The sequence below is a fragment of the Streptomyces sp. RB17 genome (assembly GCF_009604455.1).
Lineage (GTDB): Bacteria > Actinomycetota > Actinomycetes > Streptomycetales > Streptomycetaceae > Streptomyces.
In genome coordinates this window covers 810,336-824,509 of the sequence record NZ_WEGL01000004.1, presented here as the reverse complement: position 1 = coordinate 824,509, position 14,174 = coordinate 810,336, and the positions used below count along the sequence as shown (strand labels likewise).

General features: G+C 70.6%; 14 protein-coding genes. 3 read left to right on the top strand and 11 right to left on the bottom strand.

The features are described from left to right. The first annotated feature begins 709 nt into the window (after positions 1–709). Positions 710–1,738 (top strand): tryptophan--tRNA ligase, encoded by a 1,029-nt coding sequence (gene trpS / locus SRB17_RS21630; RefSeq protein ID WP_153541037.1) that lies wholly within the window; start codon positions 710–712, stop codon positions 1,736–1,738. 107 nt (positions 1,739–1,845) lie between these two features. Here trpS and proC read toward each other — a convergent pair whose 3' ends face one another. The 4 genes from proC to SRB17_RS21610 all read right to left on the bottom strand — a co-directional run bounded on the left by proC (position 1,846) and on the right by SRB17_RS21610 (position 5,320). Continuing rightward, positions 1,846–2,658, bottom strand: a complete 813-nt coding sequence (gene proC, locus SRB17_RS21625) for a pyrroline-5-carboxylate reductase (protein ID WP_153541034.1) — start codon at positions 2,656–2,658, stop codon at positions 1,846–1,848. A 111-nt stretch (positions 2,659–2,769) separates the two neighbouring features. Next, on the bottom strand, positions 2,770–3,543 hold the full coding sequence (locus tag SRB17_RS21620; protein ID WP_416237073.1) for an ABC transporter permease: 774 nt from the start codon (positions 3,541–3,543) through the stop codon (positions 2,770–2,772). Positions 3,544–3,575: 32 nt separating this feature from the next. Further along, a complete protein-coding gene (locus SRB17_RS21615; RefSeq protein ID WP_153541029.1) occupies positions 3,576–4,376 on the bottom strand; it encodes an ABC transporter ATP-binding protein in 801 nt (266 codons plus the stop codon). A gap of 143 nt (positions 4,377–4,519) precedes the next feature. After that, on the bottom strand, positions 4,520–5,320 hold the full coding sequence (locus tag SRB17_RS21610; protein ID WP_153541027.1) for a class I SAM-dependent methyltransferase: 801 nt from the start codon (positions 5,318–5,320) through the stop codon (positions 4,520–4,522). A gap of 240 nt (positions 5,321–5,560) precedes the next feature. Between SRB17_RS21610 and SRB17_RS21605 the strand changes: the two genes are divergently transcribed. Further along, positions 5,561–6,016, top strand: coding sequence for an SAM-dependent methyltransferase (locus tag SRB17_RS21605; protein ID WP_323376052.1), 456 nt, complete (start codon positions 5,561–5,563; stop codon positions 6,014–6,016). A gap of 16 nt (positions 6,017–6,032) precedes the next feature. Here the strand turns inward: SRB17_RS21605 and SRB17_RS21600 are convergent, their stop codons facing one another. From SRB17_RS21600 to SRB17_RS21590, 3 genes are read right to left on the bottom strand one after another with little or no spacing between them, the layout of a single operon-like run. Next, positions 6,033–6,566 (bottom strand): EamA/RhaT family transporter, encoded by a 534-nt coding sequence (locus SRB17_RS21600; RefSeq protein ID WP_323376035.1) that lies wholly within the window; start codon positions 6,564–6,566, stop codon positions 6,033–6,035. 43 nt (positions 6,567–6,609) lie between these two features. Continuing rightward, positions 6,610–6,960, bottom strand: a complete 351-nt coding sequence (locus SRB17_RS21595; RefSeq protein WP_153541023.1) for an SH3 domain-containing protein — start codon at positions 6,958–6,960, stop codon at positions 6,610–6,612. Between the two features lie 21 nt (positions 6,961–6,981). Then, positions 6,982–7,308 carry an SH3 domain-containing protein gene (locus tag SRB17_RS21590; RefSeq protein WP_153541020.1) on the bottom strand — a complete coding sequence of 109 codons (327 nt, stop codon included), beginning with the start codon at positions 7,306–7,308 and terminating at the stop codon, positions 6,982–6,984. A 179-nt stretch (positions 7,309–7,487) separates the two neighbouring features. Here SRB17_RS21590 and SRB17_RS21585 point away from each other — a divergent pair, with 179 nt between their 5' ends. After that, a complete protein-coding gene (locus SRB17_RS21585) occupies positions 7,488–9,584 on the top strand; it encodes a serine/threonine-protein kinase (protein ID WP_153541017.1) in 2,097 nt (698 codons plus the stop codon). A 68-nt stretch (positions 9,585–9,652) separates the two neighbouring features. Here SRB17_RS21585 and ilvD read toward each other — a convergent pair whose 3' ends face one another. From ilvD to SRB17_RS21565, 4 genes are all read right to left on the bottom strand, one after another. Next, positions 9,653–11,506, bottom strand: coding sequence for a dihydroxy-acid dehydratase (gene ilvD / locus SRB17_RS21580; RefSeq protein WP_153541014.1), 1,854 nt, complete (start codon positions 11,504–11,506; stop codon positions 9,653–9,655). Between the two features lie 133 nt (positions 11,507–11,639). Beyond that, positions 11,640–12,251, bottom strand: coding sequence for a TetR/AcrR family transcriptional regulator (locus SRB17_RS21575; protein WP_153541011.1), 612 nt, complete (start codon positions 12,249–12,251; stop codon positions 11,640–11,642). After that, positions 12,248–13,060, bottom strand: coding sequence for a sugar phosphate isomerase/epimerase (locus SRB17_RS21570; protein WP_323376034.1), 813 nt, complete (start codon positions 13,058–13,060; stop codon positions 12,248–12,250). Before SRB17_RS21570 ends, SRB17_RS21575 begins: the two co-directional genes overlap by 4 nt. Positions 13,061–13,188: 128 nt before the next feature. After that, positions 13,189–14,121: a Ppx/GppA phosphatase family protein gene (locus tag SRB17_RS21565; RefSeq protein WP_153541009.1), complete on the bottom strand. Its 933-nt coding sequence runs from the start codon at positions 14,119–14,121 to the stop codon at positions 13,189–13,191. Between the last annotated feature and the right edge of the window lie 53 nt (positions 14,122–14,174).

The window sequence follows — 14,174 nt, the reverse complement described above, 5'->3', positions numbered from 1 at the left end:
ACCGAAGACGGGGTATCAACATATCTGGCGTTGACTTTTGGCACGCTGTTGAGTTCTCAAGGAACGGTCGCTTCCTTCGTACTCACCCTCTCGGGCTTTCCTCCGGGCGCTTCCCTTCGGTGTTTCCGACTCTATCAGATCTTCTCTCGATCCGATTTCCTCGGTGCTTTCCAGGCTCCCGCGTGTTTCTCGCGGTTTCCTTTCCGGCGGTTCCGACTCTATCAGATCCTTTCGGCGTCTGACTCCCAGTCAGGGGGTTTGCCTTCCGGGCCGTTGGGCCTTTCCGACGAGTGAGACTTTAGCGGATTCCGTGCTCCCGAGCTAATCGGGGGTGCGTCCTTTCGAACGCGGATTCCTCATTCCGAAAATACGCGCGCCAAAGCATTCGGCGCCGGAGCGTCGATTGCTGGTCGGTACTTACGGAGTGGCTGTCCGGGGACCGACCGGGGTCGGCGCTCACGTCGGACAACTCGGAGAACACTACGGATCGGCGTGTTGCGTGTCAACTCTTGCCCGGGATGCACTCCGGAGGCGTACTCTGGTCGGCATGACGACGCGTACGTGTAACCAGTGCTGGTGGGCCGCCTGACGGCGGCCGTACTCACGTATGCATCCAACGGCCGCCGCTTCGGCGGCCGTTTTCGTATCTCCTCCGGACTCCGGGGGCCGGCCGCAGCAGCGGCGGTCCCGACCAGGAGGTGGAGTGGAGATGACGCGAGTCTTCAGCGGGATTCAGCCGACCGGGCACCTGACGCTGGGCAACTACCTGGGAGCCCTGCGGCGCTGGGTGGAGACGGACCAGCACCAGGCCGACTCGGTCTTCTGTGTCGTGGATCTGCACGCGCTGACGGTGGACCAGGATCCGGCGCGATTGCGCAGGCTCAGTCGGCAGACGGCGACGTTGATGCTGGCGGCCGGGCTCGATCCCGAGGTGTGCACCGTGTTCCTGCAGAGCCATGTCGACGAGCACACGAGACTGTCGTACCTGCTGGAGTGTGTGGCGAGCGACGGTGAGATGCGTCGGATGATCCAGTACAAGGAGAAGGTCGCGCGGCAGCAGGAGCACGGTGCGAGCGTGCGGCTGTCGCTGCTGACGTATCCGGTGCTGATGGCGGCGGACATCCTGGGGTACGGCGCGGACGAGGTGCCGGTCGGGGACGACCAGGTGCAGCACGTCGAGCTGGCGCGGGATCTGGCGGTGCGGTTCAACCAGCGGTACGGGCACACGTTCGTGGTGCCGAAGGCGACGCGGCCGGCGGTCGCGGCGCGGGTGATGAACCTGCAGAACCCGGCGTCGAAGATGGGGAAGTCGGACGAGTCGGGGCTGGGCGTCGTCTATCTGCTCGACGAGCCGGACGACGTGCGTAAGAAGGTCATGCGGGCCGTCACCGACAGCGGGCGGGACGTGGCGTACGACCGGGAGGGGCGGCCGGGGGTCGCGAATCTGCTGGAGATTCTCGCTGCGTGCACGGACGGGAACCCTGAGTCACTGGCAGACGTTTACGACTCGTACGGCGCCTTGAAGAAGGACACCGCGGAGGCGGTGGTGGAGGTTCTCAGGCCCGTGCAGGCCAGGCACAGGGAGCTGTGCACGGATCCTGCCTATGTGGAGGGGGTGCTGCGGGATGGTGCGGACAAGGCGAGGGCTATGGCCCGGCCGACCGTCGATGCCGCCTATCGGGCGATCGGGCTGTTGCCGCCGGTGTTCGAGACGGCGTTGAGCGGGGCCGAGCGTTAGGGCCGGGCGTCAGGGCTTGCCTGTGCGGGGGCGGGCGGGCCGATGTGGCTCGTACCTGCGGGGGCCGGCGGCTGGCGGTGAGCCGTCGCCCCGCCCCCGGCGCCTGGTCAGTCCTTCTTGCCGGAGGCGAGTTCGCGGCTGCGGTCGCGGGCGGCCTCGAGGGCGGCGATGAGGGCGGCTCGTACGCCGTGGTTCTCCAGTTCGCGGATGGCGTTGATCGTCGTGCCGGCCGGGGAGGTGACGTTCTCGCGGAGCTTGACGGGATGTTCGCCGCTGTCGCGGAGCATCACGGCGGCGCCGATGGCGGACTGCACGATGAGGTCGTGCGCCTTGTCGCGGGGCAGACCGAGCAGGATGCCGGCGTCGGTCATGGCCTCGACCAGGTAGAAGAAGTACGCGGGGCCGGAGCCGGACAGGGCGGTGCAGGCGTCCTGCTGGGTCTCGGGAACGCGGAGTGTCTTGCCTACGGCACCGAAGATCCCCTCGGCGTGCGCGAGGTGCTGCTCGGTGGCGTGGCTGCCGGCGGAGATGACCGACATGGCCTCGTCGACGAGGGCGGGGGTGTTGGTCATGACGCGGACGACCGGGGTGCCTGCGGCCAGGCGCTCCTCGAAGAAGGAGGTGGGGATACCGGCGGCGCCGCTGATGACCAGGCGGTCGGCGGGGACATGCGGGGCGAGTTCGTCCAGAAGGGTGCCCATGTCCTGCGGCTTGACCGTGAGGATGAGCGTGTCGGCGGTCTTGGCGGCCTCGATGTTGGTGACCGGGCTGACTCCGTAGCGGGTGCGGAGTTCGTCGGCGCGTTCGGGGCGGCGGGCGGTGACCAGGAGGTCGGCCGGGGCCCAGCCGGCCCGGATCATTCCGCTGAGCAGGGCTTCGCCGATCTTGCCGGTGCCGAGGACTGCGACTTTCTGGCTCATGGGGTCATCCTCGCACCGGGCCGTGAAGGTGCGGGGGGTTGTCCGGCAGGCGGAACACGGGCGGTGGGCCGGCCGGGCGTCGTCCGGCACCGTGGGATCGGCGAAGTCCGGTCAGGCCGTGCGGCGCCGGAGGGTGGCCGCTCCCAGCACCAGGACCAGCAGCGCACAGCCGGCCACGATCAGGACGTCGCGGACGAAGGTCGCGGTCATGTCGGTGTGGTGCAGGACCTGGTTCATGCCGTCGACGGCGTACGACATCGGCAGGACGTCGGAGATGCCCGTGAGGACGGGCTGCATGTCGGACCGGGGAGTGAACAGGCCGCAGAGGAGGAGCTGGGGGAAGATCACCGCGGGCATGAACTGGACCGCCTGGAACTCCGAGGCGGCGAAGGCCGAGACGAAGAGTCCGAGGGCCGTGCCGAGCAGAGCGTCGAGGAGGGCGACGAGGAGGAGCAGCCAGGGTGAGCCGGTGACGTCGAGGCCGAGCACCCACAGGGCGAGTCCGGTGGCGAGGGCGGACTGGACGATGGCGATCGTGCCGAAGGCGAGGGCGTAGCCGGCGATGAGGTCGGCCTTGCCGAGGGGCATGGCGAGGAGGCGTTCGAGGGTGCCGGAGGTGCGTTCGCGCAGGGTGGCGATGGAGGTGACCAGGAACATCGTGATCAGCGGGAAGATGCCGAGCAGGGATGCGCCGATGTTGTCGAAGGTGCGGGGGCTAGCGTCGAAGACATAGCGCAGCAGGATCAGCATCAGGCACGGGACGAGGATCATCAGCGCGATGGTGCGCGGGTCGTGGCGGAGCTGGCGCAGGACCCGGGCGGCGGTGGCGGTGGTGCGGCCGGCGTTGATGACACCGGTCGGGGCCGGGACGGTCCCGGTGCTCATGGTGCTGCTGATGCTGGTGGTGCCCGTCGTGCTCATCGGGTGGTCTCCTTGGGTCGGGCTGCCGCGGCTGCCTCGTCGACGAGGTGGAGGAAGGCGGCCTCGACGGTGTCGCTGCCGGTGCGGGTGCGCAGGGCGTCCGGGGAGTCGTCCGCGAGGATCTCGCCCTCGCGCATGAGCAGGAGGCGGTGGCAGCGCTCGGCCTCGTCCATGACGTGGGAGGAGACGAGGAGGGTGGCGCCGCGGGTGGCGGCGATGTCGTGGAACAGCTTCCACAGGTCGCGGCGCAGGACGGGGTCGAGGCCGACGGTGGGTTCGTCGAGGACGAGGAGTTCGGGGGCGCCGAGCAGGGCCACGGCCAGGGAGACCCGGTTGCGCTGGCCGCCGGAGAGGTTGCCGGCGAGGGCGTCGGCGTGGCTGGTGAGGTCGACGTCGGTGATGGCGCGGGTGACGTGTTCGTGGCGGCGTTCGGCGGCGGCGCGGCCGGGGTCGAGGATCGCTGCGAAGTACTCGAGGTTCTGCCGGACGGTCAGGTCGTCGTAGACGGAGGGGTCCTGGGTGACGTAGCCGATGCGCGTGCGCAGGGCGGGGTGGCCGGCCGGGCGGCCGAGGACCTGAAGGGTGCCGGTGACCTTGGCCTGGGTGCCCACGATCGAGCGCATGAGGGTCGACTTGCCACAGCCGGAGGGCCCGAGCAGGCCGGTGACCTGGCCGCGGGGGACCGAGAAGTCGAGGTGGTGGAGGGCGGTGCGGGGGCCGCGGACGACGGTGAGGTCGTGGGCGTGGACGGCTGGGGTGGAGACCGGCGGTGGTGGGTCCGGCACGTAATTCATCATGCGATGAATAATCTGCCCGGAGGGCCCCGCGCGTCAAGGGGCCCGCCGGGCACACATGCGGAAGCGGCGGCCGGGACGAACCCGGCCGCCGCTCCGGGCGACGCTTCTTCGCTGGTGCTTCTTCGCTGATGCTTCTTCGCGGATCAGGCCTTGGTGGCGACGAGCAGAAGCACGTCGTAGGTCTCCTCGACCATGCCGTCCGGGAAGACCTTCAGCAGATGGGCGCGTTCCTCCTCCAGGAAGGCGGTCCTGCGGTCCTCGGGCGTGAGGAGGAAGGCCGAGTGGCTGCCGATGTTCGCGAGGTGGGTGTCGATCGTGACGCGACGGCTCCAGCGGACCTCCCGGCGGCTGAAGCGGAGGCGGCCGCTGGGGTCGGCCAGTTCCGTGTGGCTGCTCTTCCGCTTCTCGGCGGCGACGTCCACGCCCAGGAAGCGGCCGATACGCAGGGCCGCCTCGGCGATCCATTCCACGTCCAGGGCATCGCCGTTCCACCACAGCGCGAGCGCACCGCCCGGCCGCAGCACCCGCAGCGCCTCCGGCACCGAGCGGGCGGTGTCGGTCCAGTGCCAGGCCTGGGCGTAGGTGACGAAGTCGGCGTATGCGTCGGCGATGGGGAGGGCGTCGCCGTTGCCGCGGACGATCGGGAGATGCGGCAGCCCGCGGCGGAACTCGGCGGCCATGCCCTCACCGGGTTCGACGGCGAGCACGTCGGCGCCGCGGGCCTGCAGGAGGGCGGTCGCGATACCGGTACCGGCCCCGACGTCCACGACCCTGGCGCCGGACAGCGACCGGCCGGCCAGTTCCTCGACGGCGTCGAAGAGGGCGGGTGGGTAGGAGGGGCGGTTCGCGGCGTATTGGGCGGCGGCGGAGTTGAAGGAGTGCGCGCGGGTCGTGGGCGAGGGTGGGGGTGGGGGTGGGGGTGGGGGTGGTTGCGTCACGGTCATATGGCCATGGTGGGGGCAATGGGGAAGTGACGGCAGCGGGTTTTCAGGGCCGGTGGGGGGTGGCGGCGGGCCGGTGGAGCGGTGGCGGTTGGCGGTTGGGCAGACGGCTGGGCGTAGTGGCCGCCGCGTGCGGATAGCGTGGGGCGGCAAGTCACTGGTGGTGCTGGCGAGTTGGGGAAGGGGGCTGGTGTGGCCGGGCAGGGGCAGGACGTCGGGGAAGTCGTCCGGGACGTCAGGGATGTGGTGGTGCGGCCGGTGGGGTGGGTCGTCGGCGGGCGCGCGGAGGTGCGGGACGACGAGTGGGGTGAGGTCCGGGCCGTGATCCGGATCGACGGTGCCCGGTTCTCGGCGGAGGCATTGGCCGGGCTGGAGGACTTCTCCCACCTGGAGATCGTCTACCACTTCGACCGGGTGCCGGAGGAGAGGATCGAGACCGGGGCCCGGCATCCGCGCGGCAACGCCGACTGGCCGAAGGTCGGGATCTTCGCCCAGCGCGGCAAGAACCGGCCCAACCGGATCGGCGTCTCGCGCTGCCGTGTGCTGAGGGTCGACGGACTTGAGGTGCACGTCGAGGGGCTGGACGCGGTGGACGGGACTCCGGTGCTGGACATCAAGCCGTACATGACGGAGTTCGGTCCGCAGGGCGAGACCTGTCAGCCGGAGTGGGCGACGGCGATCATGAGCCGGTATTACTGACCGCCGGAAGCGGGTGTCACCGGCGCCGCTTCTTCTTCGACGGGTTGCCGGTGCGCCGGGAGGCGCGGCGTTCGTACTCCTTGCGGGCCTCGTCGTACTCCTCGCGGTGCAGCTTCTCGCCCGGGGCCTCGGTGAGGGAGCGGAAGAAGTAGGCGAGGAGGGAGCCGACGAAGCCGATGGCGAGCAGGCCGCGCAGGGAGGCCTGGCGCTGCGGGTCGTGGCGCTTGTCGAAGCCCTCCCAGGTGTTGCGGAAGGCGAGCGCGCTGCAGATCGCGAACATGGCGATGATCAGCACGGTGACGAAGGAGCCGGTCTCGGCGATCCGGATGCCCTCGTAGGCGAAGCGGAGGACCAGGCAGGCGCCGACGGCGGCGGCGAGGGAGCCGACGGCGACGCCGGCGCGGCGGGCCGCGTAGCCGCTGTCGTGCTTCACCCAGGTGGTGCCGAAGAAGCGGAGGGGCTCGGGGCGGGGCCCACCGCTCTGCGCACTGCGGTCCGCGCCGCCTGGGGAGCCCGCCGGGGTGTCCGGGGTGCCGGTTTCGTCGCTCACGGAACGATTATGGCGCCGGGCGGGGGATGGGCTCCCGAGGGGGTCAGCCGCAGCGGGGGGCGATGTAGCCGTCGCTGCCGGTCTGGACGTAGGCGTCGGACACGAACTCGCCGTTGTCGATGTTGTCCCAGATGTTCGACGTACCGTACGGGCCCGTCACGGTCGTGCCGGGTGTCTGGCAGTAGATCGGGACCTTCGCCCCTTCGGCCAGGACACGGACGATGTTGTAGCTGGTGCCGGGGCCGCTGCGGACGTTCAGGCGGACGCCCGGGGCGACCGCGTAGTAGCGGAGGTCCAAGGCGGACGCCGAGGCCGCTGAGCCGATCACCGTGAGGAAGGCCCCCGCAGTGGCGGCAAGGGCGACGGCACTGCGCTTGAGCTTGATGGAAGTCATCTCTGTCCTGTTCGGGAGTGGTCAGCCGCAGCGCGGGGCGATGTAGCCGTCGCTGCCGGTCTGGACGTAGGCGTCGGACACGAACTCGCCGTTGTCGATGTTGTCCCAGATGTTCGACGTACCGTACGGGCCCGTCACGGTCGTGCCGGGTGTCTGGCAGTAGATCGGGACCTGCACGCCCTCGGGGAGGACACGGACGATGCCGTAGTTGGTCCCGGGGCCGCTGCGGACGTTGAGGCGAACGCCCGGGGCGACCGCGTAGTGGCGCAGGTACTCGCTCGTCACGGCGGCCGCTGCGAGCTCACCCGCGTCGGCGTTCCCGGCTTCTTCGACGCGTTCAACAGACATGGAGAACAACCCCCCTTGAACCCATGACCACCACGGGCCCCGTCGATTCCCTTGAATCGAGCCGCGAAACACCTGTGCGCGACTCGCACGCGGAGGCTAGCAAGCCACCTCGGTCTCGTACGAGTCATCGACTAGGCTCCGTGCGTCGCGCGCGCGGAGGAACAGCACGGGGGTAGTCCATGGCGCCACAGGGCAGCACCGGAGCGGGCGCAGAAGCGGAACGTCCCGAGTACGCCGGTCACTACCGCCTGGAGTCGTGTCTGGGGGCCGGCGGCATGGGGGTCGTGCACCTCGCCCGGAGCACCTCGGGGAAGAAGCTCGCGGTGAAGATCATCCATGCCGCGTTCGCTCAGGATCCCGAGTTCAGGGGGCGGTTTCGGCAGGAGGTGGCTGCCGCCCGCAGGGTGAGCGGTGCGTTCACCGCGCCCGTCGTGGACGCCGACCCGGAGGCCGAACGACCCTGGATGGCCACGCTGTTCATTCCGGGACCCACTCTTTCCGACCAGGTGAAGCGGAACGGGCCCATGGATCCGGCGCAGTTGCGACGGCTCATGGCCGGGCTCGCCGAGGCGCTGTGCGACATCCATCGGGTGGGGGTCGTGCACCGCGATCTCAAGCCGAGCAATGTGCTGCTCGCCGAGGACGGTCCGAAGGTCATCGACTTCGGCATCTCCCGCCCCAAGGACAGTGAACTGCGCACCGAGACCGGGAAGTTGATCGGGACACCGCCGTTCATGGCGCCCGAGCAGTTCCGGCGTCCGCGGGAGGTGGGCCCGGCGGCGGACATCTTCGCGCTCGGGTCCGTACTGGTGCACGCGGCGACCGGACGGGGGCCGTTCGACTCCGACAGCCCCTATGTCGTCGCCTACCAGGTGGTGCACGACGAACCCGATCTGGCCGGGGTGCCGGAGAGCCTGGCGCCGCTGGTGCTGCGGTGTCTCGCCAAGCAGCCGGAGGAGCGGCCGACGGCCGATGAGCTGATGCGGGAGCTGCGATCGGTCGCCGCCTCGTACGACACGCAGGCGTTCATACCGGCCCAGCGGACAAGTGAGGATCTCCCGGAGGCCGAGGCACGTCACAAGGGGGACGCCCGACAGCCCGGCAAGCGCTCGGCGAAGCGGCTGGTCCTCGCTGCCGGGGCGCTGGGGGTGGCCCTGGTCGGGGCGCTGTCCTGCGTCCAGTTGCTCGGCGCCGCGGACGGCACCTCGCACAAGGGCACCGGCCCGCACCCCAAGTCCGCCGCCTTCAGTACCTGGGAGGCCAAGCCGGTGCCCGGGGACGCGGGTACGACGCGGTGCTCGTATGGCACCGGGCGGCTGTTCTGCACGCAGCCCGGTGCGGTGTTCGCTCTCTCCGCGGGCGACGGGCGGCTCCTGTGGCGGCACTCGGCAGCCTCCTCCCCCACGACCAGGCCGCCGACCGTCGCAGCGGGGCTCGTGCAACCGGACGCGGAGGGCAGCTCACGTCTCGTGGCACTGGATCCCGCGTCGGGCAGGGAAGTGTGGAAGCGTCCTCTGCCCATGGGCACCACCGTCCGCCATGCCGGTGGAACGGCTCTGCTGACTGGTGCCGACGGCGTGATCACCGGGGTGGACGGCGCGACGGGCCGTACCCTGTGGCGGCACCGGATCCCCGGCGGCGGCACACCGACCTTGGACACGTTCCCGGGCGACCCGCTGGCGTACGCGGCGGCGGCTTCCACCGGCGGATCGAGTACACGCGTGACGGCCTTGGACCCGCGTACGGGCGATGTGCGGTGGGAGGCCCGCCTCGAGGGCTGGCTGAAGCCCTTCGGCGCCCGGAGCGGCTCCATTTACTTCCTCGCCGTCGACGACCTCTACGGCGCGAAGGAGGTCGTCCGCTACAGCCCCGGCAGCCGGTCGACGCGCAGGGTGCCGTTGCCGGTCACGCTCGACGGTGCGCACGCCACGGTACGGGGCGAGGTCGCCTACGTACTGGCCAGTGGTGGTTCCCTCTACGCCGTGGACATGCAGACGCGGGCACAGCTGTGGCACCTGGAGACTTCGGTGAGCCGCGGCTCGGCACCCGTCACGGACGGTCGGCAGGTGTACGTCACCGCTGCCGATGGGCGGCTGCTCGCCATCGACGCGCACCACGGCACCCTCGTCGGGCAGACCCGAGCCCGCCTGGGCCCCCGATCGGGACAGGTCACCGGCACGCCGCCGGATCCCGTGATCGTGGGCGCCCGCGTCTACGCCACCGCCCCCGACGGAACCGTCTTCGCCGTCCCCGCGCGGAACCCGTCCGACTGGTGACAGGCGAAGGGGCCGCCCCCGCACGGGACGCGGCCCCTCTCAGGTCGCTGCTCAGCTCAGGTCGCTGTTCAGCCCAGCTTCGTCACGTCCCGCACCGCGCCCCTGTCGGCGCTGGTGGCCATCGCGGCGTAGGCCCGCAGCGCGGCCGAGACCTTGCGGTCGCGGTTCTTCGGGGCGTAGACGCCGTTCAGGGCCTGGTCGCGGCGGGCGAGTTCGGCCTCGTCGACGAGAAGCTCGACCGTGCGGTTCGGGATGTCGATGCGGATGCGGTCGCCGTCCTGGACCAGGGCGATGGTGCCGCCGGAGGCCGCCTCGGGGGAGGCATGGCCGATCGACAGGCCCGAGGTGCCGCCGGAGAAGCGGCCGTCGGTGATCAGGGCGCAGGTCTTGCCGAGGCCCCGGCCCTTCAGGTACGAGGTCGGGTAGAGCATCTCCTGCATGCCGGGGCCGCCCTTGGGGCCCTCGTAGCGGATGACGACGACGTCGCCGTCCTTGACCTCGTGGGTGAGGATCCGCTGGACGGCCTCCTCCTGGGACTCGCAGACGACCGCCGGGCCCTCGAAGGTCCAGATCGACTCGTCCACGCCGGCCGTCTTCACCACGCAGCCGTCGACCGCGAGGTTGCCCTTGAGGACCGCCAGGCCGCCGTCCTTGGAGTATGCGTGCTCGACCGAGCGGATGCAGCCGCCCTCCGCGTCCTCGTCCAGCGCCTCCCAGCGCTCGGACTGGGAGAAGGCCTCGGCGGAGCGGACGCAGCCCGGTGCCGCGTGCCACAGCTCCACCGCCTCCTGCGAGGGCGAGCCGCCGCGGACGTCCCAGGTCTTCAGCCAGTCGGCGAGGGACGGGCTGTGGACGGCGTGGACGTCCTCGTTGAGGAGGCCCGCGCGGTGGAGTTCGCCGAGCAGGGCCGGGATGCCGCCGGCGCGGTGCACGTCCTCCATGTAGTACGTGCGGTCCTTCGCCACGTTGGGCGCCACCTTGGCGAGGCAGGGGACGCGGCGCGACACGGCGTCGATCTCCTCCAGGCCGAAGGGGACGCCGGCCTCCTGGGCGGCGGCCAGCAGGTGCAGGATCGTGTTGGTGGAGCCGCCCATCGCGATGTCCAGGGCCATGGCGTTCTCGAAGGCCTGGAAGGTCGCGATGTTGAGCGGCAGGACGGAGTCGTCGTCCTGCTCGTAGTAGCGGCGGGTGACGTCCATGACCGTGCGGGCGGCGTCGACGTACAGCTGCTTGCGCGCGGTGTGGGTGGCGAGGACCGAGCCGTTGCCGGGGAGCGAGAGGCCGATGGCCTCGGTGAGGCAGTTCATCGAGTTGGCGGTGAACATGCCGGAACAGCTGCCGCAGGTCGGGCAGGCGTTCTCCTCGATACGGAGGATGTCCTCGTCGGAGATCTTGTCGTTGACGGCGTCGGAGATCGCGTCGACCAGGTCGAGCGTGCGGACCGTGCCGTCGACCAGGGTGGCGCGGCCGGACTCCATCGGGCCGCCGGAGACGAAGACGGTCGGGATGTTCAGGCGCAGGGCCGCCAGCAGCATGCCCGGGGTGATCTTGTCGCAGTTGGAGATGCAGACCAGGGCGTCGGCGCAGTGGGCCTCGACCATGTACTCGACCGAGTCCGCGATCAGGTCCCGGGAGGGGAGCGAGTAGAGCATCCCGCCATGCCCCATCGCGATGCCGTCGTCCACGGCGATCGTGTTGAACTCGCGCGGGATGCCGCCCGCCTCCTTGATCGCCTCGCTGACGATCCGGCCGACCGGCTGAAGGTGGGTGTGGCCCGGCACGAACTCGGTGAAGGAGTTCGCGACCGCGATGACCGGCTTCCGGCCGATGTCCGCACCGGGTACACCGGAGGCGCGCATAAGGGCGCGGGCGCCCGCCATGTTGCGGCCGTGGGTGACTGTGCGGGACCTCAGCTCGGGCATCGTCGCTCGCTCCTTCGAAGATCTGCCAGACAGTTCTGGTTGTCTCCGAGCGTACGCCGATGCTCCAAACGCTGGACTCGGCTGTCCGGAATGCGGGACGGTCATCTCGCTGCCGTGGCCCCCGGCGCGCGGCTCAGGCGCTGGTCAGATGGTGCTGTACGACCGGTGCCACCCGCGCGATGATCTGCTCCAGGTCGGCGGATGCCAGCGGCTCCAGCTTGACGACGTACCGCATCATCGCCGCACCCACCAGCTGCGCGGCGGCCAGCTCGGCGCGCAGTTCGGCGTCGGGCAGGTCCAGCTGGGCGGCGATGCGGCGCAGCAGCTGGGAGGCGACGAGGCGGCGGAAGACGGCGGCGGCGGTCTCGTTGTTCAGGGCCGACCGGACGATCGCGAGGAGCGGGGTACGGGTCGTGGGGTTCTCCCAGACGCCGAAGATGAACCGGGTCAGCCGCTCCCCCACCCCGTCGAGCGGGCCGGCGGCCACCGCGTCGGGGGCGTTCAGCGCGGGCGCGAAGGCCACCGCGATCGCCGCCTCGAAGACCTGCTCCTTGGTGCCGAAGTAGTGGTGGACCAGCGCGGAGTCGACACCGGCCGCCTTGGCGATACCGCGCACGGACGCCTTCTCGTAGCCACGCTCGGAGAACACCTCGCGGGCCGCGGACAGGATCCGGTCACGGGTGTCGGCGGATTCCGTGCGCGGGGGTCTGCCCCTTCTGCGGATGGGCTGCACGTTGTCGTTCATGGCCGGCGCACCCGTACCGCCGACGCCAGATGCTTGCGGGTGAAGGCCAGGGCCTCGGCGAGGTCGGCCTCGCGTTCGGCACTGGACATCGCCCGCCGGGTGTTGACCTCGATGACGACATGGCCGTCGAACCCGGAGAGGGTGAGGTGTTCCAGCAGCTCGGCGCAGGGCTGGGTGCCGCGGCCGGGCACCAGGTGCTCGTCCTTGGCCGAGCCCCGCCCGTCCGCGAGATGGACGTGGCCGAGCCGGTCGCCCATGCGGTCGATCATCTCCAGGGCGTCCGTACGGGCCGTCGCCGTGTGGCTGAGATCGATCGTGAAGTGCCGGTAGTCGTGCTGGGTGACGTCCCAGTCCGGGGCGTAGGCGAGCATCTCGCGGTCGCGGTAGCGCCAGGGGTACATGTTCTCGACGGCGAACCGCACGTCCGTCTCGCTCGCCATCCGCCAGACCCCGTCGACGAACTCGCGCGCGTACTGCCGCTGCCAGCGGAAGGGCGGGTGCACGACGACGGTGGTGGCGCCCAGCTTCTCGGCGGCCGCCCGAGCCCGCTGCAGCTTGACCCAGGGGTCCGTCGACCAGACCCGCTGGGTGATCAGCAGGCAGGGGGCGTGGACGGCCAGGACCGGGATGCCGTGGTAGTCCGACAGGCGGCGCAGCGCCTCGATGTCCTGGCTCACCGGGTCGGTCCACACCATGACCTCGACGCCGTCGTAGCCGAGACGCGCGGCGATCTCGAAGGCGGTCGCGGTGGACTCCGGGTATACGGAGGCCGTCGACAGCGCGACGGTCACGTCCCTTGGTTCAGCCACGTCCGTCACCTTACGGCGTTGAGTGGTGCCGGTGTTGGGTGCCTGTTCGCCGTTGTGAGGTTTGCCATTCGGGCGGGTGCGGCGTCGTCGTGGTTGCTCGCGCCGTTCCCCCGCGCCCCTGCGGGGCGCTAGTCGGAACCCATGTGATCAAGCCGCCGTAGGATCACGCCCTCCCTCAGCGCCCACGGGCAGATCTCCAGGTTCTCCACCCCGAACAGATCCATCGCGCCCTCGGCCACCAGGGCTCCCGCCAGGAGCTGGCCTGCCCGGCCGTCGGAGACGCCGGGGAGCTCGGCGCGCTGCTCCACCGTCATCCCGGCCAGGCGCGGGACCCAGGCCTCCAGGGACTCGCGCTTGAGCTCGCGCTGGACGTAGAGGCCCTCGGCGCTGCGGGCGGCTCCGGCGATGCGGGCGAGCTGCTTGAAGGTCTTGGACGTGGCGACCACGTGGTCGGGGGCGCCGAAGCGGCTGAATTCGCCGACCGTGCGGGCGATCTCGGTACGGACGTGGCGGCGCAGGGCGCGCACGGCCTCGGGGGTGGGCGGGTCGCCGGGCAGCCAGCCGGCGGTGAGCCGGCCGGCCCCGAGCGGCAGGGAGACGGCGGTGTCCGGCTCCTCGTCTATGCCGTAGGCGATCTCCAGGGAGCCGCCGCCGATGTCCAGGACCAGCAGCTTTCCGGCGGACCAGCCGAACCAGCGGCGGACCGCGAGGAAGGTCAGGCGGGCCTCCTCCGCGCCGGTGAGGACCTGGAGTCGTACGCCCGTCTCCTGCTCCACGCGCGCGAGGACGTCGTCGGCGTTGGTGGCCTCCCGGACGGCGGAGGTCGCGAACGTCAGCAGGTCCTCGACGCCCTTGTCCTCGGCGGCCTGGAGTGCGTCCTGGACGACGGCGACCAGCTTGTGGATGCCTTCGTCGTCGATGGCACCGCTGTCGTCGAGCAGTTGGGCGAGCCGAAGTTCGGCCTTGTGCGAATGCGCGGGCAGCGGACGGGCGCCGGGGTGGGCGTCCACCACCAGCAGATGCACCGTGTTCGAACCCACGTCCAGGACACCGAGTCTCATATACGGAACGCTACTGCCAGATCGTCCGCCGACGGTCCCCGGAGCGGTCCTCG